The 26,094-nt window shown below is 67.7% G+C and carries 21 protein-coding genes; 17 read left to right on the forward strand and 4 right to left on the reverse strand.

The features are described from left to right. Positions 1-403: 403 nt before the first annotated feature. From istA to VZL07_RS38195, 3 genes are all read left to right on the forward strand, one after another. Complete coding sequence (gene istA / locus VZL07_RS38185) at positions 404-1,909, forward strand: IS21 family transposase (RefSeq protein ID WP_426750762.1); 1,506 nt, start codon at positions 404-406, stop codon at positions 1,907-1,909. Next, positions 1,906-2,667 carry an IS21-like element helper ATPase IstB gene (gene istB / locus VZL07_RS38190; RefSeq protein ID WP_426750761.1) on the forward strand — a complete coding sequence of 254 codons (762 nt, stop codon included), beginning with the start codon at positions 1,906-1,908 and terminating at the stop codon, positions 2,665-2,667. Before istA ends, istB begins: the two co-directional genes overlap by 4 nt. Before the next feature lie 213 nt (positions 2,668-2,880). Beyond that, positions 2,881-3,438, forward strand: a complete 558-nt coding sequence (locus tag VZL07_RS38195) for a hypothetical protein (RefSeq protein ID WP_426752902.1) — start codon at positions 2,881-2,883, stop codon at positions 3,436-3,438. A 204-nt stretch (positions 3,439-3,642) separates the two neighbouring features. On the opposite strand, the gene tnpC is transcribed toward VZL07_RS38195, so the two are convergent. From tnpC to VZL07_RS38210, 3 genes are read right to left on the reverse strand one after another with little or no spacing between them, the layout of a single operon-like run. Further along, positions 3,643-5,154, reverse strand: a complete 1,512-nt coding sequence (gene tnpC / locus VZL07_RS38200; RefSeq protein WP_426749779.1) for an IS66 family transposase — start codon at positions 5,152-5,154, stop codon at positions 3,643-3,645. Between the two features lie 16 nt (positions 5,155-5,170). After that, entirely contained in the window at positions 5,171-5,551 is a 381-nt protein-coding gene (gene tnpB / locus VZL07_RS38205; protein ID WP_426749778.1) for an IS66 family insertion sequence element accessory protein TnpB, read from the reverse strand. Continuing rightward, positions 5,545-5,949, reverse strand: a complete 405-nt coding sequence (locus tag VZL07_RS38210) for a transposase (RefSeq protein ID WP_426749777.1) — start codon at positions 5,947-5,949, stop codon at positions 5,545-5,547. The genes tnpB and VZL07_RS38210 overlap by 7 nt, the downstream gene beginning before the upstream one ends. Before the next feature lie 407 nt (positions 5,950-6,356). Here VZL07_RS38210 and VZL07_RS38215 point away from each other — a divergent pair, with 407 nt between their 5' ends. From VZL07_RS38215 to VZL07_RS38245, 7 genes are all read left to right on the forward strand, one after another. Beyond that, a complete protein-coding gene (locus VZL07_RS38215) occupies positions 6,357-7,535 on the forward strand; it encodes an IS256 family transposase (RefSeq protein ID WP_426752904.1) in 1,179 nt (392 codons plus the stop codon). Positions 7,536-7,842: 307 nt separating this feature from the next. Continuing rightward, positions 7,843-8,871 carry a DUF2169 family type VI secretion system accessory protein gene (locus tag VZL07_RS38220; protein WP_426752906.1) on the forward strand — a complete coding sequence of 343 codons (1,029 nt, stop codon included), beginning with the start codon at positions 7,843-7,845 and terminating at the stop codon, positions 8,869-8,871. A 52-nt stretch (positions 8,872-8,923) separates the two neighbouring features. Next, a complete protein-coding gene (locus VZL07_RS38225) occupies positions 8,924-9,949 on the forward strand; it encodes a hypothetical protein (protein WP_426752907.1) in 1,026 nt (341 codons plus the stop codon). A gap of 14 nt (positions 9,950-9,963) precedes the next feature. After that, complete coding sequence (locus tag VZL07_RS38230) at positions 9,964-10,344, forward strand: DUF4150 domain-containing protein (RefSeq protein WP_426752908.1); 381 nt, start codon at positions 9,964-9,966, stop codon at positions 10,342-10,344. A 10-nt stretch (positions 10,345-10,354) separates the two neighbouring features. Then, positions 10,355-11,140 (forward strand): AHH domain-containing protein, encoded by a 786-nt coding sequence (locus VZL07_RS38235; RefSeq protein WP_426752909.1) that lies wholly within the window; start codon positions 10,355-10,357, stop codon positions 11,138-11,140. A gap of 9 nt (positions 11,141-11,149) precedes the next feature. After that, complete coding sequence (locus VZL07_RS38240) at positions 11,150-11,737, forward strand: imm11 family protein (RefSeq protein WP_426752911.1); 588 nt, start codon at positions 11,150-11,152, stop codon at positions 11,735-11,737. Positions 11,738-11,812: 75 nt separating this feature from the next. Beyond that, on the forward strand, positions 11,813-12,268 hold the full coding sequence (locus VZL07_RS38245) for a DUF6484 domain-containing protein (RefSeq protein ID WP_426752912.1): 456 nt from the start codon (positions 11,813-11,815) through the stop codon (positions 12,266-12,268). A gap of 75 nt (positions 12,269-12,343) precedes the next feature. On the opposite strand, the gene VZL07_RS38250 is transcribed toward VZL07_RS38245, so the two are convergent. Beyond that, positions 12,344-13,699, reverse strand: a complete 1,356-nt coding sequence (locus tag VZL07_RS38250; protein ID WP_426752680.1) for an IS1182 family transposase — start codon at positions 13,697-13,699, stop codon at positions 12,344-12,346. A gap of 80 nt (positions 13,700-13,779) precedes the next feature. Here VZL07_RS38250 and VZL07_RS38255 point away from each other — a divergent pair, with 80 nt between their 5' ends. From VZL07_RS38255 to VZL07_RS38285, 7 genes are all read left to right on the forward strand, one after another. Then, positions 13,780-15,093, forward strand: coding sequence for a TIGR02270 family protein (locus VZL07_RS38255; protein WP_426752913.1), 1,314 nt, complete (start codon positions 13,780-13,782; stop codon positions 15,091-15,093). A gap of 425 nt (positions 15,094-15,518) precedes the next feature. Then, positions 15,519-20,396, forward strand: coding sequence for an eCIS core domain-containing protein (locus VZL07_RS38260; RefSeq protein WP_426752914.1), 4,878 nt, complete (start codon positions 15,519-15,521; stop codon positions 20,394-20,396). Between the two features lie 3 nt (positions 20,397-20,399). Beyond that, positions 20,400-21,149: a hypothetical protein gene (locus tag VZL07_RS38265; RefSeq protein ID WP_426752915.1), complete on the forward strand. Its 750-nt coding sequence runs from the start codon at positions 20,400-20,402 to the stop codon at positions 21,147-21,149. Then, positions 21,146-22,183: a pentapeptide repeat-containing protein gene (locus VZL07_RS38270; RefSeq protein WP_426752917.1), complete on the forward strand. Its 1,038-nt coding sequence runs from the start codon at positions 21,146-21,148 to the stop codon at positions 22,181-22,183. Before VZL07_RS38265 ends, VZL07_RS38270 begins: the two co-directional genes overlap by 4 nt. A gap of 152 nt (positions 22,184-22,335) precedes the next feature. Then, on the forward strand, positions 22,336-22,929 hold the full coding sequence (locus VZL07_RS38275) for a DUF4255 domain-containing protein (RefSeq protein ID WP_426752918.1): 594 nt from the start codon (positions 22,336-22,338) through the stop codon (positions 22,927-22,929). Then, positions 22,926-23,657: a hypothetical protein gene (locus VZL07_RS38280; protein ID WP_426752919.1), complete on the forward strand. Its 732-nt coding sequence runs from the start codon at positions 22,926-22,928 to the stop codon at positions 23,655-23,657. Before VZL07_RS38275 ends, VZL07_RS38280 begins: the two co-directional genes overlap by 4 nt. A gap of 55 nt (positions 23,658-23,712) precedes the next feature. Continuing rightward, positions 23,713-26,085: a phage tail sheath family protein gene (locus VZL07_RS38285; RefSeq protein WP_426752920.1), complete on the forward strand. Its 2,373-nt coding sequence runs from the start codon at positions 23,713-23,715 to the stop codon at positions 26,083-26,085. Positions 26,086-26,094 lie beyond the last annotated feature (9 nt).

Genomic DNA, 26,094 nt, shown 5'->3' on the forward strand with positions numbered 1-26,094 from the left:
GTGCACTAGGTGCGACCGGGGCCAGCGCTACTGCGCGCGGGCCTGCGGCAGGAGGGCGCGCGCGGAGTCGGTGCGTGGGGCCGGGCAGCGCTATCAGCTCACGCGGGACGGGCGGCATGCCCACGCCGCGCGCCAGGCCGCCTACCGGGAGCGGCGGAGGAAAGTGACGCATCAGGCTCCCCCAGGGGTGGCCCAGGCGGCGACGGTGCCACTCGCGCCGGTCCAAGCCACCACGAAGGTGTCTTCGGAGCCGAGCGCAGCGAGGCCACCTCCCCATGCACTGCCGTCTTCTCCCGCCTGCACGTCCTGCGGGCGCCCCAGCCCCTTCCTGCGTCACACCACCCTGGCGCGCACACGGGTGGGCCCGCGCTGGCGGCGCTGCCCTCTCTGAGGAGGTGCGAGGATGATTGCCCCGGAGGTACGCGCCCGCATCCGCCGGCTGCACTACGCGGAGCACTGGCCGGTGGGCACCATCGCCGCGGAGTTGGGCCTGCACCACGACACCGTGGAGGCAGCCCTCGAGGACGCGCAGGTGGCCCTTGCCGACAGAAGCGCGGCGAAGCCCACCGTGCTGGGCCCGTACACGGACTTCATCGATGCCACGCTCAAGGCCCACCCGCGCCTGAGGGCCACGCGCCTGTTCCACATGGTGAAGGCCCGTGGCTACCCGGGCGGCTACGAGCAGGTGAAGCGCTACGTGCGGCGGGTGCGCCCGGGGCCCCAGGCCGAGGCCTTCCTGCGCCGTTGCACCCTGCCGGGCGAAGAGGCCCAGGTGGACTGGGGCAGCTTCGGCAAGGTGCAGGTGGGGAGGGCCACCCGGACGCTCTCCTGTTTCGTCCTGGTGCTGGGCCACTCGCGCGCCATGTACGCACGCTTCTTCCTGGGCCAAACCATGGAGTGCTTTCTCCAGGGCCACGTCCAGGCCTTTGAAGCGCTCGGGGGCGTCCCCCGCAGCCTCCTCTACGACAACCTGAAGTCCGTCGTGCTCGAGCGGGCTGGAGACGCCATCCGCTTCCACCCACGCGTGCTGGAGGCCGCAGGCCACTACCACTTCGCGCCCAAGCCCTGCGCCCCCTACCGCGGCAACGAGAAGGGCAAGGTGGAGCGCACCATCCGCTACCTGCGCGACTCCTTCTTCGCCGCACGCACCTTCCACGGGCTGGACGACCTCAACCGCCAGCTTCAGCGCTGGGTGGACGAGGTGGCCCACCAGCGCCGGGTGCCCGGCGACGCCTCGGGCCGCACGGTGGCGCAGGCCCTGGAAGAGGAGCGCCCGCGTCTGTTGCCGCTGCCCGCGCACCCGCTACCTACCGACGTCGTGCGCCCCGTCTCCTCCGGCAAGACGCCCTACGTGCGCTTCGACGGCAATGACTACTCCATTCCCGACGGCCTGGTACGCCGTCCCCTCACGCTGGTGGCCTCCTCCACCACGGTGCGTCTGCTCGACGGCGCCGAGGAGGTCGCTTCTCACGTGCGCAGCTGGGACAAGGGCGCCCTCGTCGAGGACGCGCAGCACCTGGCGGCGCTGGCGAAGAAGAAGGCCCACGCCCACGAATTGCGCGGCAGGGACTTGCTGCGCGCCCGCTGCCCGCGCGCCGACCTGCTTCTCCAGGCGCTCGCCGACCGCGGTGACAACCTCGGCAACCACACCGTGAAGCTGCTGGCGCTGGCCGACAGGTACGGCCCCGCCGAAACGGACGCCGCCATTGCCGAGACGCTTGCGCGTGGCGCACTCGGGCCCGTCGCCGTGGCCCATGTCCTCGACCAGAGAAGCCGCCAGAAGGGCGCGCCCCCGCCGCTGCCCCTCGTGCTGCCGGATGACCCGCGCGTGCGCGAGCAGCGCGTCCCCCAGCATTCCCTCAACGCCTACGACGCCCTCCTCGAGGACGAAGCGGAGCAAGCACCATGATGCCCTTGAAAGAACGCCTCACCGCCCTCGGGCTGCGTCACACCAGCGACGCGCTCGACGACCTCATTGCCATGGCCACCAAGCGCAGGTGGGGGCCGACCGAGCTGCTGGAGGCCATCGCCGAGGAGGAAACGAAGGACCGGGCCCGTCGCAGCGTGGAGCGGCGCCTGTCGCGCAGCAAGCTCGGCGCGCTCAGGACGATGGCCGACTTCGACTGGGGCTGGCCCAAGCGCATTGACAGGCCGGCCGTCGAGAGTGCCCTGGCCCTGGACTTCATGGCCCGCCCCGCCAACGTCGTCCTCGTCGCGCCCCAGGGCCTGGGCAAGACGATGATTGCTCAGAATATCGCCTACAACGCCGTGCAGGCCGGCCACTCCGTCCTCTTCACCACTGCCTCCCAACTGCTGCTCGACCTCGGAAGCCAGGACTCCGCCCGGGCCCTCGACAGGCGTCTGAAGCACTACTGCACCCAGGCGGGGCTGCTCGTCATCGACGAGATTGGCTACCTCTCCTACGACGCCAGGAACGCGGACCTCCTCTTCCAGGTGGTGTCACGCAGGTATGAGAAGAAGCCGATTGTCCTGACAACAAACCTCCCATTCTCGGAGTGGACCACCATCTTCCCCAACGCCGCGTGCGCCATCGCGCTCATCGACCGCGTCATCCACCACGCGAGTATCATCAGCATTGAGGGAGACAGCTACCGCCGGCGCGTGGCCGAGGAGTCCCGCGCCGAGCGCAAGGCCAAGAAGAGCTGAACGCCTCATTTACCCGCAGACCACCAGGCCCCGCTCTCCCGCTCCGCCTCCCGGCGGTCGGGGGGGGGCGGGGCCGTGCTGCTTCCGATGACCAGATTTCCGCGCTCCGCGATGACCGCCAACACTGGAGCGGGTGTCAAAAAGGGGGCCTGCGTACCGGAGTTGAGCCGCCTGCATGCGGTGCTGCGTAGCGCACGGCAGGCCACTGCCTCCATGTGGCCCGCTCTCGCGCGGGCGTACCGGTGGGTGGAGCGCACCGCGGCCATTCTCAAGAACGAGCCCGGCTTGGACGCCGCAGGGGTACGGCGTCGGCTGGCCGCCCTGCTGGCCGCCCTGGTGCGCTGGACGCACCGCCGTCACCGGGGCGTGCTGCGCCAGGCCCTCGCCCATTTCCTCCTCGAAACGCGCCGTTACTGGAAGGGCCTCTTCCACTGCTACGACGTGCCGGACCTGCCCCGCACCGACAATGACCTGGAGCACCTCTTCGGCACCTGCCGCTACCATGAGCGGCGTGCCTCGGGCCGGGTGCGCGGGAGTGCGGGCCTCGTCGTGCGCGGCGCGGTGCGGCTGCCGGCCATCGCCTCAGCCCACCTGCTGCCTGCACTTGACGCCACCCACCTGGCACCTGGGGACCTCGACGACTGGCGACGGCTGCGCGCTCAGCTTCAACAGCGGCGCATCCCTCGCATCATGGGCCGGCGCTTCCGCGCCGACCCGGACGCCTACCTCCGAGGCATCGAAGAGGAGCTCAGGCCATATTTGCCGGTGTAGAAAAAAACTTCAGGGGATGGGCTGGGACGAGAAATTCCCGGAAGACGAGGACGACGCAGTGGACGAGAAGCGCGAGAAATGACGCTTGCCCTTGTCGACGAGGCGCTGGAGAAAGGCGTGAGACTGGGTAACTCCTCGCCGTGCCCCGTCCCGGCACCGAGTTGACCTGCCCCGCCCCCCCCGGTCGCACGGCGGGAGAGGGGGTCAGCTCTGGGGCTTCGGCAGCGTCACGGTGCCCGGGTTCTCAATGGCAGCGAGCGCAGCGCGCCGCAGGTAGTGGCCCGGGTCCTCACCGCGCAGCCGCGCCGTCTCGATGAGGGAGTAGAAGAGCGCCGCCACCTCGGTGCCCCGCTTTGACTTGCTGCCGTAGTGGTTCTTCCTGCCTATCACCATGTCACGCAGCTGGCGCTCGACGTGGTTATTGTCCAATGGCACCTGCGGCTGGGTGAGGAAGACCGTCAGCCCCGCCCAGAGGTTGAGCATGTACTCAATCGCCTTGCGAAAGGCACTGCCAGGCAGCGCGCGCTGCGCGTGCGCCCAGTCGCGGATTCGCTGGGTGAGCGGCGCGGACTTCTGCTGACGCACGGCGAGCCGGTGCGCGAGCGCGGCCTGACGCTCCTCGCCCTCCAGGGCGTACCAGCCCGGCAGGTCCGCCTCGACGGCGTACAGCTCGCCGATGAGGTCCAGCACCTCCTTGCAGGCAGGGGCAAACTGCTGGGCTTCGAAGAACTTTCTCCTCACGTGGGCCCAGCAGAAGGCCAGGGTGGCCGGACAGGGCCCATCTGGGCCTGACTTGGTCGCCGTCTGGTACGCCGCATATCCATCCACCAGCACGACGCCCTCGTAGTCGCCCAGCACGGTGCGCGCCGTCGCCCCGGAGCGGCTGGGGTAGATGCGATGGAAGACGGTGTCAGGCGAGGCCACCGTCCACGCGTACCACTTGGTGCCCGGCCCCTTGTCCAGCAGCAGCCAATGCGTTTCATCCGCGTGGATGAGGGGCGAGGTGAAGACCTCGGCCAGCAGTGCCTCGTAGGACTTCTGCAGGTGCCGGGCGAGCGCCTCGAGCTGGTCCCACAGTGTCTGCGCTTCCACCGTCAGACCCTCGCGTGCGTAGAGCCTTTCCTGGCGAGCCAGCGGCAGGTGGAAGCCGTACTTCATGAGGGCTACGTGGACCGCGAAGTCCACCGAGTAGCGGCCACCCGGAAGCAGTCGCGGTGGGGCCGGCGCCGTCACTGGCGCGCAGCCCTGGCCGCAGCGGTACTTCTGCCGCTTCACCCGCCGCAGCAGGAAGCTTCTCTCGACGACGGTGATTTCCTCGCAGTCCTCCGTCTGGCCTTCCCACGCGTGCAGGCCGCTGCCGCACAGGCCACACACCCGGTCCGCCTCGTCCAGCGGCAGCAGCACCTCTTGCACCTTCAGCTCGAGCTGGGCCTTGGGGCCGTGGCCTTTCTGCGGCTTGGCACGCGGAGGCTTGTGCGGCCTGTCGCCTCGCTTCTCGCTGGAGGCGCCGAAGAGGCGCTGCTGCATGAGGGCCAGCTGCTCCTTGAGCTGCGTCAACTCCAACTGCAGGTGCGCCTGGGCGTCCTCGCCCTTGAGCCGGGCCACTTCCGCGACGAGCGCCTCCAGGCGCTGGTGCAGCCGGGCATTCTCCGCCTCCAGCAGCGCCGCCACCTGCTTGGCCGTCTCCAAGTCTCGCAGTTGCTCGACGCGCGTCATGACTACCTGACAGGTGCTACAAGCCACTGCCTACCGCAAGGACTTTCTCGTCCACCGCCGGAGGCGACAGCCTCCACCTTCCGGCCAGCTCGCAGCCTTCCAAGAAGAGCGACAGCTCGCTCACCGTCAGCTCCACCGCCTGCGCGCCCTCCTCGCACCAGGGCCGAGCGAAGCGTCCCCGGAAGAGTCTCTTGGTGAGGAGTACCAGGCCCGTGCCGTCGAAGTGCAGCACCTTGGCCCGGCGCCGGCTGCGGCCGACGAAGAGGAAGACGTCGCCCTTGAGCAGCTGCCGCCCCAGCTGCTGCTCGACGAGGGCACCCAGTCCATCGAAGCCCTTGCGCATGTCCACCGGGGCCGCGTACGCGAAGACGCGAACGGCGCGCGTGGGCGTCAGCACCCCAGTCTCCCCACCAGTTGGGCAGCGGTCTCCAGCGTCAGCCCCTCGACTCGCCAGCCGCCCGGAGAGACCAGCGCCACCTGCTGCACTCCCGCCACCTCCGCTCTGGCAGGACGCTCGCCCACGCGCACCGGCACCAGCGCCGCGCCCTTCTCGGCGGGCTTCGGGCGGCGGTGTCCCGCGGGGCGCCCCTTGCGCCACTCGTAGAGCGTCGGCCCGGACACGCCCAGCCTCTGCGCCGCGTCCGTCACCGTCCCTCCCGCCGCCACGGTGTGCTCGGCGTAGCGCACCGCGAAGGCGCGCAGCGCCTCGGGAAAGGGCAACGAGCCACTGCGCCGCCCGGCCTTCAACCGCTGTGCTTCCTGACGGAACTGCTCCAACTCCTTCTCCAACTCCATGGACCACCTCCTGGCGTGTGGCCAAGGGAGGTCTCACGAGAGGCCGGAGCCCGTCACGACGGGGCACAGCGAGGTCTTACGGGTCCGGGACGCCAGACGCCTCGGAGGCCAGGGCGGGAGCCGTGAGGGCGAGGGCTGCAATCAGGAGGAAAGAAGGGCGAAGCATGGGAAGGCCTTTCGCGCGGGCCGCACGGCGCCATGCCGCGCGGACAGTCCGCTCTCCTTCCTCAATGGGGACGCTTTCCGGCCGTGGTCCGCCTCCCCTATGCCTCCGCCCGGAAAGCGCACGGTCGTGTCCCTATAAGTGTGTAGATGGTGAGGAGGGACGAGCGGGAAAGAGGGAAGCTCCTCGGTGAAACCAACCGAGCCGGTCTCCTCCTGGCAGAGGAGCCGAGGAGTTCCCCGACGTGGACGTTAGCGAGTTTGAGTCCCCCGCGCACGAAGAGGTGCAGGCCGACCTGCGGGCGCTTTTCCGCGGAGCCATCCGGATGACGCTGGAGGCCCTGCTGGAGGAGGATGTACGGGAGTTGGTGGGGGCCGGCCGGTGGCAGCGGATGGTGGGCCGGGCGGACGTGCGCAACGGCAGCTACCTGCGCACGCTGGTGACGACGGCGGGGGCCGTGGACGTGGCGGTGCCACGCACGAGGCACAGTGGTAGCGCGGGGGACGTGCTGGGCCGCTACAAGCGGCGCAGCGGGGAACTCGACGAGGCGATTACCAGTGCGTACGTGCAGGGCGTCTCCACGAGGAAAATGGGCAAGGTGACACGGGCCCTCATGGGCGAGGACGTCTCGCGTTCGACGGTGAGTCGGGTGACACGGACGCTGGAGGAGAAAGTGGAGGGCTTGCGCACCCAGCCCCTCACGCAGGCCTTCCCCTACCTCTACCTGGATGCCACCTTCCTGGACGCCAGGTGGGCGCGCACGGTGCAGAACGTCTCCGCCCTGGTGGCCTACGGCGTGGGCGAGGATGGGCACCGGCACCTGCTGGCGGTGACGCTGGGAGGTAGCGAGTCGGTGGACTCCTGGCTGGACTTGCTGCGCCAGCTTCTGGAGCGAGGGCTGAAGGGCGTGCGGCTCGTCATCGCCGACGGGCACGCGGGCCTGGCTGCCGCGGCCCGGCAGGCACTGCCCGAGGCGCGGCTGCAGCGCTGCACCGTGCACCTCACCCGGAACGTCCTCGCCAAGGCCCCCTGGCGGCTGCGTGGACGGCTGGGCAAGGAGACATCGGCCGTCTTCGAGGCCACCTCTCTCCAGGACGTCAGGAAGCGGCTGGAGGCCCTCCAGGAGGGGCTGGGGCGGCAGGTACCCGAAGCCATGGAGTGCCTGCGCGAGGGCTTCGCCGCCGCCACCTGCTTCTTCGCCTTCCCCAAGGCCCACTGGAAGCGCCTTCGCAATACCAACGGCCTGGAGCGCCTCCACAGCGAGGTGAAGCGCCGCATCCGCGGCGTCGGCGCCTTCCCGGACCGCGCCAGCACTCTGCGCCTCATCACTGCCGTCGCCCTAGAAGTCACGGGTGTCTGGGATGACCGCCGCTACCTCGACATGTCCCGGCTGAAATCAACCCCTGACACTGCCGCTGCATGATGCCGATAAGGGGCCTCCCTCCCCCGAACCCCCTCCGGACCAATTACACACGATTCGGGACTTGACCGTCGACTCTCGAGCACGAGATCAGGGACAGCCCCTAGCCCGTCAACGTCCCGAAGGCTTGAGCGAGTTTCGGCTACGACACACCAAGCTTCTCCCGATCAAAGTAGGCACTTTCGACCGAGGAGTGGGCACATGCATGAGAGTGTGGGAGGTACTCATCAATCCTAAAGCATGCTTGAGAAGTCCATGAATGGTAGAATCCACGCTTCTAGCGTCGCTGAAGAGCTGTCGGGGAACCTTCATGCTGCAGGTGACCAACACCACGCCATTTGAAGCAGGGATCGACCTGTTCCCGGACGCACAAGGGGTCGACACGCTTTACGTCGTGCTCAAGGCCACCTTCGAGTTCGGTCCTCCCGGGCAGGGCCTCCGCGTGGCCGAGAAGCAGGTCCCTGTCCTGACCGCCGACGTCCATTGGGGAGAGCCGGGCGCATCAAGCCTCCGGTACGCTGGCGAGCGACATCTCTGCAAGTCCTCCACGGATGTGTTGCTCATTGGACAAGCCCATGCGCCGCGGGGCAAGCCCGTGACGGAGTTGAATGTCCAGCTCTCCGTCGCAGGCCTCACAAAGAGCATCCATGTCACGGGAGACCGTATCTGGCGGTCGGGCCTCCTGTCTGCGGGGATCTCCTCCCCCGAGCCCTTCCTGACCATGCCCCTGACGTATGAGCGGGCCTTCGGCGGCATGCATGTCCCGGAGCGGGGAGAAGCGTCCTTCGAGCCCCGCAACCCGGTCGGTCGTGGGTTCCGAGGCCGGCGCGGTGCGCAGGAGCTGAATGGATTGCCGCTGCCGAATCTGGAGGACCCGCGTCATCCAGTCGCGAGGGCCGGAGACCGCGCCGTTCCCGCCTGCTTCGGTCCCATTGCTCCGTCCTGGGCTCCTCGCAAGCTCCACGCGGGTACCTATGACTCACGGTGGCGTCAGTACCGTGCGCCGTTCCTGCCCGAGGACTTCGACGCCCGATTCTTCCACGTGGCCTCGGCGGACCTCATCGCGCCCACCCATCTGAAGGGAGGCGAGCCCGTGAGGCTCGTGCACCTCGTGCCGGAGGGAGAGTGCCGGTTTCCACTCCCCCTCTGTGTGCCTGACATCCAGGCCCATATCGCGGGCCAGGTGGAGACGCCACGTCCCCACCTGGAGACCGTCCTCATCGAGCCCGAGGAGCGCCGCGTTTGCATGCTTTGGCGCGCCACCGCGCCGTGTGACAAGAAGGTCCTACAGGTCCGCCGGGTCACAGTCGGGCTGAAGTCGCTCCAATTGAAGTCATAGGACGGGGGGAACGGAAATGGATGGGCGCGGCGCATGGATTCACGGGGTCGGCATGACCACGCCGCTCGGGCTTCGCGCCGCAGCGACCGCTGCCGCCGTTCGCGGTGGCATCAGCCGGCTCCGCGAGAGCTCGATCATCAACCGCAAGGGAGCCCCCATGATTCTCGCCGCCCTGGCGGATTCGGACCTGCACCCGCTGTCACCGCCGCTCGCGAGCCGGCATGACCTGACCTCGCGACAGGTCCGGATGCTCCGGCTCGCCACGCTGGCGCTCCAGGAAGCCGCCTCGGTGATTCTGGGAGAGCCCCTGCCCCTCCTGCTGGCCGGACCCGAGCCCCACCCGAAGAAGCCCACGCCGGCGCTCGAGAAAGGGTTCCTGGAGTTGCTGTCGCTCCAGACAGGCGTCTCGCTGGACCTGGGGCGCAGCGAGGTGTCTTCAGGAGGGCGGGCCGGGGCGCTCGCGCTGCTGGGACGCGCCATGGAGCTGCTGTCCTCCCGGAAAGCCACCTCCATCCTGGTGGGAGGGGTGGACAGTCATCTGGACACGGGGCTTCTGGGCGTGCTGGACGAGGAGGGCCGGGTTCACGCGGAGGAAGTGCTGGATGGGTTCGTCCCCGGAGAAGGCGCAGGCTTCCTGCTCCTGTCCTCGCGGAACACCCTTCCGCCCTCCACGCGGCTGGCCTTCGTGTCCACACCCGGGCTCGGGGTGGAACAGGGCCACCGCTACAGCACCGAGCCCTACCTCGGGAATGGACTGGCCGATGCGATTCGTGCCGCGGTCAGGCGCGCTTCCGCCCCCCCGATCCGGACGGTCCTCGCGAGCTTCAATGGCGAGAGCTTCGGAGCGAAGGAGTGGGGCGTGGCCTTCATCCGGAACCGGGACGCCTTCCAGGAGGAACCGCGCATGGAACATCCGGCGGATTGCTTCGGAGACCTGGGCGCCGCATGTGGTCCGGTGCTCATCGGACTCGCGGCCCTGGGACTTAAGAAGGGCTACCTGCCCGGGCCGTGTCTGGCCTGGTGTTCTTCAGAGGGAGCGGCACGCGCGGCCGCGCTCGTGAGCAGCGAACCCGTTTAAAGGAGGATGTTCCGATGCCGAGCACGGTGTTTGTCAACTTCCGCGGCGTGGTCCATCAGGGCAGCGGTGGCATGAATATGGTGTTCCCCGACGTCTGCAAGACGCCCTCCCCCGCTGGGCCGGTGCCAATTCCCTATCCCAACATCGGCAAGTCCAGCGACACCGCGAAGGGCCCCAAATCGGTCGTGGTGGAGGGGAAGATGCCCATGGTGAAAGGCTCGAAATACAGCGTCACCGCGGGTGACGAGGCGGGCTCGGCGGGCGGGGTCGTCAGTGGCTCCACGAAGGGCGAGGCCGAGTTCATGCTGTACTCGTTCGACGTGAAGTTCGAGGGAAAGAACGTCTGCCGTATGGGCGACCCCCTGTTCCACAACAAGAAGAACATCATGGGTTGAGGAGCACGCCATGCCCAACCAATTCGATGGAGCCACGGGTCCCGCGGGCGGCCAGGTGAAACAGGCCGAAGAGGCGCAGCGGAAGAAGTGCAAGTGGTCCAATTGCGAGGGACACGAGAAGGACCTCAACCCCGAGTACCGTCAGGGAAATGTCGCGCGCCAGGGGCAGAAGCTGAGGGACAATCTCCTCGCGAAGAATCTGGAGCCCTGGAATGGGGGCGGGCACGGAGAGACCAATATCCGGAAGATGTACCTGGACCAGCGCAAGGATGGAGTCATCACTCCCAAGGCGGACACCTACCCATACCGCATCGAGGCGCACCACATCCTCCCCGTCGAAACGGTGGAGAGCACATCGACACTGAAGGACAATGCCGTGCTCGCGGGCTGGGATATCAATGACCTCTCCAACGGCATGATGCTACCGAAGGACGAGATGGACGTGGCGCTCCACCGCTTGCAGCAGCACAACGGGAGTCACCCTGGCTCTTATACGAAGCCCATCAATGAGCGGCTTCAGAGCATCGAGGAGTTCTATGAGAATGCCTGCCAGGACAAGGAAGACGTGGCGATGCAGCTCGCGCTCGGGCAGGCGCTCCAGATGTTGTCCAATACCGTCAGGGACAAGATCGTGAATATCCGGCAGCATGCCAGCGGGAAGGATTACATGGGGCTGCACCTCGACGCCCTGGTCGTCTTCCGCTCAGCCGTGCAGACCCTGGAAGACCGCCGGCAGCGATACATGGAGCAGCAGCGACAGCAGATTTTCGACAACACCCAGCGCAAGACCTCGTGAGGAATCCTGATGTACTACGTCATCCGCTACGGGCCCGCTGAAGACAATTCCGCGGACCTGTACATGGACCCCATCCCGGGGAAGAAGGTGTCTTTCACCCGTGGAGAGCGGCTGGGAACGCTCCCCCTGCTGACCTTCCGCAAGCGCGCGGGAGACCGGGGCGCGTTTCTGGACTATTTGGGGTCGTCGCCCCCCTGCATGGTCGTTTCCGACCGGTTCGTGGAGGCCCTGCGGTCCGTGGGAGTCGACAACGTCGACTTCTACCCGGCCCAGCTCGTTGATGAAGCCACTGGCAAAGCGACCCCGGGCTATCAGGCCGCCAACGTGGTGGGGCTCATCGCCTGTGTTGACGCGGCGAAGTCCGTCTATACATTGATGCCAGGCCTCCCCGAGGGGGGGGCCATCCCCAAGAATGGCATCTTCGAATTCAAGTCCATGCACCTCGATTACACCAAGGTGCATGGCGCGAAGATATTCCGACTCTTCGAGACCACGTCCACCATCATCGTCCACGAGTCTGTCAGGGATGCCATCGAGAAGGCCGGACTGCGGGGCATCCGACTGATTCCTGCAGAGGGATTGGACGCATTCTACTGACAGCAGGAGGAATCCATGCGGACCAGGGCTGGAGGCGAGGAAGCAACCGACGAGCCCACGCAGGAGCAGCCTTCCATGCGACGTGGACCCCGGTTCGGATGGATTGCAGGCACGGACGCGCAGGGGGGCCTGTGTGTGGACTTCCCAGGCAATCCGTCAGGGCCGCTCGCCACCCGCTCACTCGTGTCGCTTGATGCGAGGGAGCTGGAGGAGGCCATCTCACAACGACGGGGCGCCTTCCTCCTCTTCGAGGAGGATGACCTCTCGCGGCCAGTGCTCGTGGGGCTGAGTCAGGCGGTGTCCCCGTCGCCGCTGCTGGAGGCACTCTTCGGAGGCGGCGAGCCGGGCCTGGATGCACAGGTGGATGGCAGGCGGGTCGTCCTGGAAGGCGAGGAGGAAGTGGTGCTTCGGTGTGGGGAGGCCAGCATCACCCTGCGACGCAACGGCAAGGTCCTCATCCGCGGTCTGCAGGTGGAGACCCATGCGGCGGGCACCAATCGAATCAAGGGCGCTTCGGTGAAGGTCAACTAGGAGTGTGTCGCGGTAATGGGGTTGGGAGCGAGGCGGGGTGAGAGACGCCGGTGGGCCGCAGGGTGCGGCAGGCCGCTACGCTGCTGCCGTCGCTCGGAAGAGCTTGAGGAGGTTGTGGGTGGCGCAGATGAGGGCCCACTCCTCCCGGGCGGCCTTCAGGCCTCGGCGCAGCAGGGCGCGGATGCCGCGTGCCTCTTTGATTTGGCCGAAGACGGGTTCCACAATCGCCTTGCGCATTCGGTACACCTCCTTGCCTCGCTTCGTCGCCAGCTTCCGGACCATCCGCTCCTTGGGGGTGAGCCCCGCGGGCGGACGGCCCCTGACTTTCGGTGGCGCTTCTCCATGCTTCTGGCGGCCGGTGGCGAGGTACGGCTCGACGCCCACCGACTCCAGCCAGCGGACATTCTTCGCCGAGAAGTAGCCCGCGTCCGCGCTCAGCTTGCCTGGCACTTCTTCGAGGTGGGCGGCCACCCGGTCCACCAGTGCCGGCAGGTGCTCGGCGTCCGGAGGCTGGTTGGTGAGGGCCTGGGCGACAATCACCTGGTGCGCCGCGTCCACCGCCGCCTGCGCGTTGTAGGCCTGCTCGAAGCTTGCGCCCTTCTTCATGATTCGGCTGTCGGCGTCGGTGAAGTTGCGCTGCGCCTTCGGCGTCGGCTTGCCCTCGGCCGTGTGGGGCACGGTGTGGCCGGGCAAGTCCTGGGCGGGCGGGGGCGCGTCGTCGTCATCATCCTTGCCCTTGTCTGCTTCGGCGGCCGCCTTGGCTTCGGCCTCCAGCGCCTGCCGGGCCTGACGAATGCGCTGCAGCCGCTCCCGCGTGCGCCGCAACTCCTCGGGAAGCTCGTCGCCTCGCTTGCCCTTGCCGTGGCGGGCGTCCTCTTCCGCGTCGACGGCCTCCGCCTGGGCCAGCAGGTGCCGCACCTGCTCGCGCAGCTTCCCTTCCTCCTGCTTCATCCGCTCGTAGCTCATCGCCTTGTGCTTGCTGGCGTTCGCCTTCAGCTTCGTGCCGTCCAGCGCCACGTGCCCCAGCTTCACCAGCCCCGCCCTCGCGCACAGCTTCAGCATCTGCACGAAGAGACTCTCGAAGTGCGCCCCGTGCCGACGTCGAAACTCCGAAATCCGCGAGTGGTCTGGGGACTGGTTCGCCGCCAGCACGCGGAAGGCCACGTCCTCCTGCGTCTTCCTCTCAATCTTCCGAGAGGACGTCACCCCGGTGCAGTACGCGTACAGCAGCAGCGCCACCATCATCTTCGGCTCGTACGGCGGGTAGCCTCGCAGCTGCTTCTCGTACGACTCGTAGATGGGCCCCAAGTCCAACTCCTCCACCACCTCCAGCACGAAACGCGCGAGGTGGTGCTCCGGCAGCCAGTCCAGCAGCGACGGCGGCAGCAGGAAGTCCTGCTGCACATTCCAGGGGCGGTACTTCTTGCTCATGCGGGGCATTGAGCCCCTTCAGACTCCGCCGGGCAAGCCCCTCGCGATTACCGCGACAGGCTCCTAGGGATGCGCTGGCCATGATCCTCTGGGACGTCATCGAAGAGCACCTGGACGAAGCCGCCTTCCTCTGGCTCCAGTGGGAGCGCGCGCTCGTCTCACCACGGTATGTGCTCAACGAGGTGATGAATGGCCCGGAAGAGCGGCTGCTGGCACATCTACAGGGGCTGCACGAATGTGGGGCACCCGCCGTGGAGCGCCTGCTGCTGCCCGCCCTGGAGGAGGAGCCCGGGAGGATTTGCGCCGCCGCCTTGACGCTCCTGGCAGACGGGGCGCGCGAGCAGGTGGATATGCTCCTGGGGCGCCTGGATGCGGATGGCACGGTGTATCAGGCGTGCATCCAGCGCGTGCTGGAGCTGGCAGGAAGCGAAGCACTCACATCCTGTCTGCGCGCGCTGCTGGAGGAGGGCAAGGCTCCCGCGCTCGCTCTCGCGTATGTGATGGGAGCACTGAGTGTCCGCACCCGGGACATTCCAGGGCTCGCGCTCGGGTCCTTCCTGTCCAGCGAGGAGCCGTTGCTTCGGGCCAGTGCCCTGAGGGCCGCCGGGCGCTGGGGCCGGTCCCTGCCGGCGGCGCTGCTCCGGAGCGCCCTGGATGCGCCTTCCTCTGACGTCAGGGAGGCGGCGCTCGAGGTGGGGCTGCTGCAGGGAGAGCGGGCCGCGTGGGACGTGTGCTGGCACTTCGTCTCATCGCGGCTCCCGGGATGCCGGCTCGCCTTGCGCCTGCTCGCGATGGGAGGTGCGCAGCAGGACGTGGAGAGGCTGGCTCGGCTACTCGAAATCCCGGAGCTTCGAGAAGACGTCCTCCGCGCACTGGCGGCCAGTGGACGGCCGGAAGCCGTGGAAGCGTGTCTGCCGTTGCTGCGCGAAAAGAAGGTGGCCCACCTGGCTGGTGAGGTCTTTTCCGCTACCACCGGCGTGGTGTTGGAGGGTGCGCTCGTGCGTGAACCCTCCGAGGAGGGCGAGGAGGAGGAAGCGCCCATCCTCCCCCCTGTCTCGGAGGAGTGCGCAATCCTGTGGGCCGAACGGGAGCTGCCTCAGCCGGAGCCCGACGCAGTGGAGGCGGCGTGGAAGGATGTGAGGAAGCGGTTGGCGTCGGGGAAGCGCTACCTGGGAGGTCAACCGCTGGCGGCTGAGCATTTCTTGAGCACGCTCAAGCTGGCCCCCATGCGACGCAGGGGGGACCTGGCATTGGAGGTCGCCATCCGGAGCAAGGGGCAGTGGCGCGTGGATACGCGAGGCTTCACCTTGCTCCAATGCAAGCAGTTGGAGGGCATGTCACCCACGAGCCTGTCTCACCTCATGCGTCACTTCGGTGAGCTGGCCACACGCTGAGCCGTGCATCGGGCCACGGCCGGTCTCTCACACAAGGCTCCAGTTCACGACAGTGCCACCCATTGACACTGACAGTGAACACATGAACTCCTCTGGTGTGAATCACCAGGGGGCGTGCATCCGTGAGCCGAGCGACTTCAAAGTCGGTACGTCGGAATGAGTCGACCCGGCCTTCGGATTCGTCCAGGCATCTCGAAAGCACACCGTCGGAGCGGTCCGCGCCTGGCGTACCCGCATTCCTGCGCGGGAGGCCCAGCGAGAGTGGCCCTGGCGCACGCGCCCGCCCCTCCGCCTCTGCCGCATCGGGCGTCCCGCGCTACATGCGCGGCGGACTGACGTCGTCCCTCGGACCTCCCGTCCAGGCGCAGTGCGCGGCGTGCGAGTCCGGTGGCGGTCCCTGCGCGGCTTGCGGCGACAAGAATGCCGTGCAGCCCAAGGAAGCCGGCGGCACGGTTGAGTCGCGGCCCTCGGCCATTCGACGCGAGGCCCATGCCGGTGTGAAGGATGCCAACGCTCCCCTTCCCCACTTCGCACTGCTCCAACAGGCATTCGGCCGCCATGACCTGTCGAACATCAAGGCCCGTGTGGGCGGCGAGGCTGCGCTCGCAAGCGACCGGATGGGGGCCCATGCCTTCACCATGGGCAATCGCATCGCCTTCCGCGCACCGCCAGACCTGAGGCTGGCGGCGCACGAAGCTGCCCACGCAGTCCAGCAGCAAGCGGGCGTACAGCTCCATGACGGCGTGGGTCACCCAGGGGATCCCTACGAACGCCAGGCGGATGAAGCCGCTGATGCCGTCGTCCGAGGCGAGACCGCCGAGCCCATCCTCAACCGCACCGTGGGCCCCTCCGGTCCACCCGTCGCGGAAACGTCACCGAGCGAAGCCCCCGTCCAGCGCTTCCTGGCCGTCAATGCCCACCGCCTCTTCGAGCCTCCGACTGCACCGTCTCGAATGCCCAGGGCTCGAGGCGGAGGAGGCTCCTCAGCCGGCGGCGCGCGCACGTCCGCTGAAGCCCGCTCTTCCCAGGACGAGAACTCCACCGAAAGCAGCTCGGGAGCCGCTGGAAGCGCGCTCGGCGCCGCCGCAGGTCCCGCGACCGACGCACTGAGCTCCGGCACCTCGGAGCCCACGAGCGATACGCCTGCTCCTCCCGCAGCTAGCGATACCGCACAGCAGTGCACTGGAGGCAGCGACAACGCCACCTGCTACACGGCCGACATCGAAGAGCCGGAGACGGAGCCCGAGCAGGAGCCTCCTGAGCCCGAGCCCACGGAGTCGCAAGAGGCCGCATCCAGCGTCAGCCCGGATGCGGAGGAGCAGGACATCTGCCCCATCGAGGAGGCCATCTCCCAGCAGGCCCCCTCCCCCGATGAAGCCGCGGCACCCGCGCAGTCGACGCTGGAGAGCAATGCTTCCACGCCGGAAGCCGCTGCATCCTCCTCGGAAGCGGCCTCCACGAGCGACACCAGTGCCACGCAGGCCCCGGAGGCCACTGGAGCTCACGGCGCGGCCACCGAGGAAGATGCCGCGAATGAGGCCGCTAGTGCGCCGCTGGATGAAGCCATCGCCACGACTGAGGTCCAGCGGTGGGATGCCGTGGCCACCCATGGCAACGCGTCCGCCGCGCTCGCCAGCGCCGGGGCAGGCACCATCGCGCTCCGCGGCGGCGCTCAGTTCGTACCGACGCCGGGTGCGACCGCGCAGGACGACGCTCGCCGGGTCGCCGCGAACGCACGAGCGGGCACGTTCTTCCGTCATGCGGCCGACCGCATCGAGGACGCGGTCCTCCTCACCCTGGATGATGTTCCAGCGCGCATCGGTGCGCTCGCCGAGACGTACAAGAGCGCCATCTCCTCCTCCATGGAGGAACAGAAGGCGGCCATCAGCGCCAGCGTCGAACAGGCACGCATCGCCGCCACGGCCCAGGCCGACGGTGCCCGCCAGCACGTCCTGTCCGAGCATGAGGCCACCGTCGCCACCATCCACTCGGAGACCGATAGCGCGCTCGCCTCGCTCCAGACCGCCTACGACTCCAGCCTGATGCTCGTTGACGAGCAGGAGTCCAGCACGCTGGACAGCGTCAACTCCCTCTACGCCCAGGCCCGCATTGCCCACGAAGCACTCGGCCCGACCGTGGGCGACGAGTGCATCCAGCTCGGCGAGGAGTACGCGGAGAAATACGAAGACTGCAAGATCAACAAGAAGGACAGCTTCTTCGCGGGCTACCTCACCGACCGCCGCGCCGAGGCCCAGATGAAGGCCGCGCGCGAGACGGCCAAGGGCTATCGCAAGAGCCTGGTGGACACGGCCACGAAGCAGGCCGGCGAAGTGATGAAGGGGCGCCAGCGGGACCGCTGCGGCGTCATCGCCGCGGCCCGCCGCGCCCGCGAAACGCTCGACACCCAGTACGAGCAGCTCGTGTCCGCGCTGGAGAGCAGCCGTACGCAGGCGCTGTCCCAGGCGGAGACCACCCGCGACTCGATGCTCGCCTCCGTCGACTCGGCATTCATCACCGAGCTGGACCGGCTGGACCGCCACGAGCACGACCAGCGACAGTCCGTCAACGACACGGGCTACCTGCAACAGGTCCTCATCGAGCTGGCGGCCTTCGCCTCGGCGGCGTCCATCCAGAATGCCGTGACGGGCGCCATCGACACCGTGGTGCAAGCGCTCACGAGCGTGCGCGACCTGTTCGCCACGCAATCCGCTCCAGAGGGCAAACACCTGGAGCGCATCCTCGGGCAAGCCATGGGCGGGCTCGAAGGCGGACTGGATGGCCTGGTCACCCAGGTGGAGCACGGAGCCGCCGGCGCCTTGGAGCGCGTGGACGGCGTGGGGAATCAGGGGCTGGAGGCCATGCTGCGCCTGGGCCAATCCTCCGAGGAAGCGACAGCGGCCCTGGTCGATTCCTTCACGGCCTCCATGGGCGCATTGGCGGCGGGAGCGACGACGAGCTTCGGCCAGCAGCGCGACGCGTTCACCACGCAAACCCAGCAGGTGGCCTCGGACGGAGCCACCGGCCTGGAGACCGTGGCCACCGGCTTCGAAACGACCTGCGCGACGATTCTCACCCATGTCGAGAGCGCGCTGGTGGACTCCGCCGACGCGCTGGAGCAGAGCCTCCGCGACTCCAAGGCGCAGCTCGACTGCGACATTCCCACCCAGGCCCAGGAGGCGGCCTCGAAGGAGCAGCCCGCCTGGAAGGGCGTGCTGGCGGTGGTGCTCATCATCGCCATCGTCATCGTGGTGGCGCTGGTCGTCGGCCCGGCGGTCATTGGCGCGGTGGGCGCGGCGGCGAGCGCACTGGGCGCCGGGACAGCAGCGGCCGCGACCATCGGCACCATCGTGGGCGGTGCCATTGTCGGCGCGGCGACGTCGGCCACCATCCAGGTCCTCAACAACTGGGCGTCGGGTCAGCGCCTCCTGGAGGGCGTGGACAGGGCAGCCCTGATGGGCGCGATCGGCGGCGTGTTCGGCGCGGGCGCGGGCGCCATCATCCAGCACACCGTCAAGAGCGTGGCCATCCAGTTCGTGGCCAACGTGGCCGCCGATGCGGTGCTGGAAGTCGGCACCCAGCTCGTCACGGGCGAGTTCTCCTGGCATGCGCTGGGAATGTCCGTGCTGATGTCCGTCGTCACCGGCGGCTTCGGCGAAGTCCCTCGCATCAAGCGCGTCCAGCAACGGTGGATGGCTCGCGGCGCGGGCATCGTGCCCGGATCAGGGGCCCGTACCTTCCGCGACTCCATCGCTCCCCGCCCCCCAGCGGAGAGCGAGGCCTCGACGACCGTAAGCCCCCGCCCCGAGGCCGAGGCCGACGTCGCGACGACGCCACGTCCCGAAGCTGAGGCCGACGTCACGACGCCTCGCCCCGAGGCTGAGGCCGACAGCGCGACGACGCCACGGTCCGAGGCCGAGGCCAGCACGACGCCACGTACCACGGCGGAAACAGACGTTGCCACCGTCTCCACGCCCCCACGGCCCGAGGCAGAAGTAGCGAGCACCGCGACTCCGCGCCCCGAAGCCCAGTCGGAACCCAGCACAACGCTTCCCCCAAAGACCGAGACAGAGCCCGCCCTCAGTCCCGAATCTCCTGTGGGGACGAATCCGCGCGCCAACGCAGATGCGGAGCTGGACGGCCGGGCAGCCGCGTCCAGCTCCACCGGCACGAAGCCCAAGGACGAGCCCGGCAATTTTGAAGACATTGAGATCAATCCGGACGGGCGCGCACGTCAGACGGTGGGCTGGTCTGGCGACATCAACGCTCCGTCCGCGAGCGCGCCTCACCTCGAATTCATCAAAAACGGCATCGACTTCATGGAGAGCGTCTCCAAGGGAATGCGGAGCCGACTGGACGAACTGGTCCACAAAGTCTATCCGGGCGACGCCGCCGCGTTGGCAGAGTTCAACACTCGAATGCAGGAGATCTCCAACGATCCGCTCATGCAGAGAAACCTCGGAGACCTCCGGAAGGACTACCTGGCGAACAAGGCAGAAATCGAGCGCATCGAGGCCCTACAGGCAGACCTCACTCACGAATACAACCGGTACAAAAACGCCCGAGACTGGCTGCTGACGTCAATGGAGAGTCGCTCCCTCAAGAACGAAGCGAAGGCCGCGGAGGTCATGAGCGAGTTGCGCAATGCGCTCCTGGGAGAAGCGACCCCACATGCAGCGGCGATTGCAGATGCACCAGCCATTACACAGGAGGGCTTGGACGCCATCCATGCCTACGGCCGAACAGAGGCACAGGTTCGCGCAGACATCAATGAGCACTACCGGATGACGGGCAATGCGCCGCCAGAAGGATTCTTCTTGACCAAGGGGCCGAGGCCTGAGGACAACCGTGCGGAGTACTACCATGCCGCGCGCTTCATCAACGTCGGAGACCAACCTTCATCGACGAAGATGCATCACGAGCTCTCCCACCGCATCGAGCACATCGATCCCGAGATTTCTTCGGCATCCAAGTCCTTCGTCGAAGCCCGCGCCCGGCGTTTCGTCCAACCGGGACAGCCCATTGAAACGAAATCGCTGCGGGACCTCACCGGCATCGAATCCTACGAATCCTACGAATTTGCCTACGAAGGTGGGTTCATCGACCCGTACGTTGGGAAGGTCTACAACAGCCCGGCGACCGAGGTCGTCACGATGGGTCTTGAGCGCTTCAATAGTCCAACGAAGATGGCGCAACTCTATCGTCAGGACCCAGAGCATTTCTTCTACGTGCTAGGTGTGGTCCAGCGGATGAGGGCCCGAGCCGGCCTCACGATGCCCACCACCTCAAACACGCCTGGAAATTGAGCGATGTTCCGCTACCGATTGATGACCCCGCCCTCATCGCCGTTCGCGCGCTTCAAGAAGGAAATCGTCGTCTGGCTCGAGGCCGAGTACCGAGATCAGAGTGCTCGCCTGCAGTTCGAAGGCCCAACGCCACTCGTGGCAGAGGTCCGAAGAGCGCTCGGAAAGGCTCCGGGGTACCGAGGGCGCGAAGTAGACGTCGATCACACACTCACGCCGCTCGACCTGTTCGAGGCGATGAAGAGCAATGTCATGCGACCGTTCGACCCGAAGTTGGTCGAGGGTGAAATCGTGCTCACGCGCCCAAGTCCTCCGACGATGACAACTGAGGAGCTCACGCGGAGCTTCGCAAACTGGTTCGCAATCTGGCTCGTTTCGGCCCTGCCAGGGCCCGTCAAGGTCCGGAGCTACGAATGGGAGCACCTCGTCAGGGCGCTGCAAGGCATGCTCTTCGACTGGTCGTTCTGGCGCCCCAAGCACGAGTCCCGGGAGCAGGCCGCCGGCGCCTTGGCGCCTCTCCTTGGCAAGGCCCTGGCCCATGAGACGACTCGACTGAGAGACGAATATGAGAGCCGCCCTGTCGCGCAGCGGCTCGTTCCCCCCTCGCTGACGCCGGAGGAGGCGCACGAGGTCGCCAGTGTCTTCGTCGAAGCGTTCGACACCGCGGCCCCCGGCACTGATGGCGCGGCGGCCCTCATCGTCCAGCTGCATGAGAAGCTCCATGCGCTCGGCCTCATGAGTCGGAGGCAGGCATGACCTCCAGCGCGCGCGATACCCTTCAGGCTCTTCAGCAGCGAAAAGCCCGCGCGCGAGACCTTCATCTGCACGGTGCCGACCTCGCGGGTGCCCAGCTTGATGACCTGCGCGGAGACAATCTCGAGCTGGGCCAGGCCAACCTGCGTGGCGCCAACCTCCGCGGCGCTCGGCTCAACGCCTGTTCGTTGGAACGGGCGGTGCTCGAAGAAGCCGTGTTGGAGGGCGCAACGCTGCGGCAGTGCCGACTCGACGGCGCCCACCTGACACGCGCCCGCCTCTCCGAGGCCCGTATCGAGGACAGCTTCGCGCGCGGCTCGGACCTTTCCCAAGCGGACCTGCGCAAAGCGCGGCTCTCGGAGACCTCCTTCGCGCGCGCCATCCTCCGTGAGGCCATTCTGGACGGAGCAGAAGGCGTCGGCGTGGAGCTACGTGGCACGGACCTCGCGGGCGCGTCGCTCGTGGACGCACGGCTGGACGAGGCGGACTTCCGCGGCGCCGACCTGACGGGTGCCAACCTCTCGGGCGGAAGCTTCCGCCATGCGGACTTCCACGGAGCCATACTGGAGGGCGTGCAGTGGACCGGGAGCGACCGCACCGGTGCCCGCTTCGACGCGGAAGACAGCGCCCAGCCCCCCTCCCCACCCGGCGGTACGAGCGTCCCTCCCAGTCCCCCAGAGCGCTTCGATGCCACGGCGCTCGCCACCTGGCTTGGAAGTCTGATGGAACACGCGGTGCGCACCGTTCCTGGCAGTACGACGCAAGGCACGTCCAAGCGAGGCCCTGAGACTCCCGCCGAGTTGTTTCAACTCCTGGGCTCGCTACAGCAGGACCTCTCCTCTCGCGGCGTCGAGCTTCCGGACCTGACCTCACGCCTCCAGCCACTCCTCTCTGCCCTGGAGCAGGGAGGCGATGAGCCGCCCGAGGAATGGAAGGCCTGGCTCGAAGCGCTCACCCCAGCGGGAGACGATGCGCGTGAGCCCAGTGCAGAAGAGCTTGTTCGAGCCCTGCTCACCCGGCTTCAGACGCCGCGCTGAGCAACACCCACCGTCTCAACAGGTTTCACTTAATTCACCCACCGTATGAGGTGACTTGACTAAGTGTCCGTGTTTCGACACGATATCAACACTCGAAGGCGAATTGAGTTTCACCTTCAGCATGTCCACGCGGTGCACTTGGGGGGACCAGAGTGGCCGGCTTTTCCGCCATCTATTCGGTAGGCGATTCGCTGGTCTCGTATCTGCGACACGCCTACGAGCTGTCTCACGAGCCCGAAGGCCTGCCCACGTGCCGCTTCGAGCTCGTCCCCAGCGGGAAGATGGCTGGAAGCGAGACAAACGCGCCTCCGGTCGAAGTCCCTGGCGTCACCCTCTTCCTCTACCGCGTCGCCGTCAACGAGCACCTGCGCAACGAGCCGCGTGCTGAAGCGCCTCCGCCGCTCGCGCTCGACCTGCACTACCTGCTCACCGTCTGGTCTGAAAACGTCGACGACGAGCACCGCATCATGGCCTGGGTCATGTTGCAGCTTCACACGCACAACGCGTTGAGCGCCTCGGACCTGTCCCCCGTGGGCGCGTGGGGCCCGGACGAGCTGGTGCAAATCGTCCCCGCCGAAATCCCTCAGGAAGACGTCCTCCGGATGTGGGACGCCTTGCGACGCCCATACCGCCCATCCGTCACGTACGTCGCCCGGGTGGTGTGTATCGACGTGCAGGGCAAGCCCGCCGGCAGGCCCGTGGTGGCGCGGCGCTTCGACTTCACGGACGAGGTGCCCGGGCGATGATTCTCGATCGCACGGAGAGCCGCGCCCTGGCCGCCATCCGCTTCCTGGATGCGGAGACGCAACGCCCGCTCACGGAGCCTGTCACGCTCGCCGGGCAGGGCCTCCGCTTCGCACGCAACGTCCGCGGGCTCCACGTGGTGACGGACGCACCCGGCTTCTCCAGCTATGCCGCGAGCTTCGAGCTTCCGGACCCGCTGCCCGACGCCGCCACCTTCACGCTGGTGGTGAGCGACCCGTCGCGCCGCTACCTGGACCGGAGCTTCACGCTCGAGCTGCCGCGCAACGCAACACCCCCGCCCACGGGCCAGCCTTTGCCGCCCGACTCCGTCTTCCGCCCGGTGGACGTCACGCTCTACCCGTCGCCGCTGATGCGCCCGTCCGCTCGCAGCGCGGTGGTGCGGCTCCGGGTGGTGGACGTCAACGACCTGCCAGTGCCCGGCGCGCTGGTGTCGCTCTCCCTGGCCGAACCGGAAATCACCCGATGGGGCCTGTCGAACGAGCGGGGTGACGCGCTCATCCTCGTGCCCGGCATTCCCATCGCGGACTGGGGCAACCCCGAAGCCCCCATCCACTTCACCTTCAACGTCGCCGCTGCCTGGGCGGCACTGCCGCAGCCTCCCGACCCCGACGCACTCTCCCAGGACTTCCACCCCTTGAGCAGCACCCTCGACGTCGCGGCCGGCGAAGAGGTCACCACCACCATCAAGCTCGATTGGGTCGAGCGCTGAACGCAGACCATGACGGCGCGGTTGCGCGCCACATAACGAGAGAGAGGGGGCTCGCGTGCCTGAATATCTCGCACCCGGTGTCTACGTCGAAGAGACGAGTTTCCGAGCCAGGTCCATCGAGGGCGTCAGCACCAGCACCAGTGGCTTCGCGGGCCCGGCGCGCAAGGGCCCCATCTCCGGCACGCCGTCGCTGGTGACGAGCTTCCCCGAGTTCGTCCGCCTCTTCGGTGGCCTCGCGGACCTGGACCTCGCGGGCACTCCGGAGACGACCAACTACCTGGCGCACTCGGTGCGCGCCTACTTCAACGAGGGCGGCTCCCGCCTCTACGTGGCACGCGTCTTCTCGGGAACGCCGGCCACGGCCACCGCGAGCGCGGGGGTCATCCCCAACGCCGACGCGAACCTGCGCGCGCGCTTCATCGCGCGGTTCCCGGGCCGCTCCGGCAACGGGAGCATCACCGTCCGGGAGGTGCTCGCGCCCGCCACCGTCGGGGCCATGCGGCGCGCCCCCACCGGCAGCATGGTGAGGCTGAATCAGACCGCCGCGTCGGCCGCACGCGTGGTGGGTACGCTGCCTCCGCCCTTCAACGTGCCCAATGGCACCACGCTCACGCTGACGCTCGACGGCACCAACGACGTCACCCTCACGTTCTCCGGGCGCAACGCCGAAGCGGCCGCGGCGGCGGAGCTCGACCCCACGACGACGTTCCTCGAAGCCAACAGCACGCTCACCGTCTCCATCAGTGGACAGCAGCAGACCCTCACCCTGCCCACGGATGTGCCGCTGACACCCGCGGAGGTCGTGGACGCCCTCAACCGACAGCTCCGCGGCGGGTACGCGCGGCTCAGTGGCGCCGATGACGCAGCGCCCGTTGGCCGCCTCATCCTGGGTACGGATGTCCGAGGTACCGAGGCCCTCATCCAGGTCTCCGCGAACCCGCAGCTCAAGCTCGCCGAACAGACGGTCGATAACTCGGGGGACCCACAGAGCAACGTGGGGGACCTGGGCGCAGTGACTCTGGAGGACATCCAGGCGCTCCTGGGCGCCAACGCCACGGCCTCCGTCGATGACAACAAGCTCGTCATCAGCCACCCGCAGCCCGGTTCCAGCCATTCCGTGGAGGTGGCGGCGGTCAGCTCCAGCGCCCTGGGCCTGGACGCGGCCACCACGGAGCCCGGCACGGATGGCACGGCGGGCGTGACCTGGTGGGTGAAGCAGGCAGACGCCACCTGGTCCAACGGGAGTGACACGTTGCCGCTGCCGAGCGATGACGCGTCCCAGTTCCAGCAGCTCCCGGGAGACAGCAGCTTCGTCACGTTGACCGTCATCACCCTGGACGGCGACGGCCAGGAGCGAGTGTACGAGGGGCTCGGCGTGGACCGCGCCCACCCGCGCTACCTGGGCCATGTGCTCACCCCATCGCCAACCACCCTCTCCGAGCAGATGGAGCGGCTGTATGCGTTCGAGGCGGGCAGCGGCGTATCCACCTTCGCCCTCCGCGCGGCCCTGGCCACGGGGTCCTTCGCGCTCACCGGCGGCTCCGACGGGAGCGAGCCCGGAGCGGCCGCGTACGAAGACGCGTTCAGCAGGCTGGGCAGTGTGGAGGACATCTCCATCATCGCCGCGCCGGGTTCCTCGGCCTTCTCCTCGGCGCAGGCGGTGCGGCTGGGGCTCATCAGCGCCGCGGAGCGACGCCGCGCCTACCGCATCGCGGTGCTCGATACGCCGCGCGGGATGGGGCCGCAGGACGCGCAGGCGATTCGCGCGCAGATGGACTCCACCAAGGCGGCGCTCTACTACCCATGGGTGGTCGTGGCCAATCCGCTCGCCGGGCCCGAGTCGGCGGATGTCCCACGCGAAATCGCGCTGCCGCCGTCCGCCTTCCTGTGCGGCATCTACGCCCGGAACGACATCGAACGAGGCGTGTTCAAGGCGCCCGCGAATGAGGTGGTCCGCGGGGCGCTGCGCTTCGAACAGGACATCTCCTTCGCGCAGCAAGAGACGCTCAACCCACAGGGCATCAATTGCCTGCGCTTCTTCCCTGGCCGCGGCTACCGCGTGTGGGGCGCCCGCACCATCAGCTCCGACCCGGAATGGAAGTACGTGAACGTGCGGCGCTACTTCAACTTCCTGGAGCGCTCCGTGGACGAGGGCACGCAGTGGGCCGTGTTCGAGCCCAATGGCGAGCGCCTGTGGGCCAACATCCGCGAGACCATTGGCAGCTTCCTGGAGAACCAATGGCGCACCGGCGCCTTGCTGGGCACGGACCCGAGGCAGGCGTTCTTCGTCCGGTGTGACCGGACCACCATGGACCAGAACGACCTCGATAACGGCCGGCTCGTCTGCCTCATCGGCGTGGCGGTGGTGAAGCCCGCTGAGTTCGTCATCTTCCGCATCGGCCAGAAGACGGCAGATGCCCGGACCTAACGCAAAGGA

The organism is Pseudomyxococcus flavus (genome assembly GCF_050038885.1).
Classification (GTDB): Bacteria; Myxococcota; Myxococcia; order Myxococcales; family Myxococcaceae; genus Myxococcus; species Myxococcus flavus.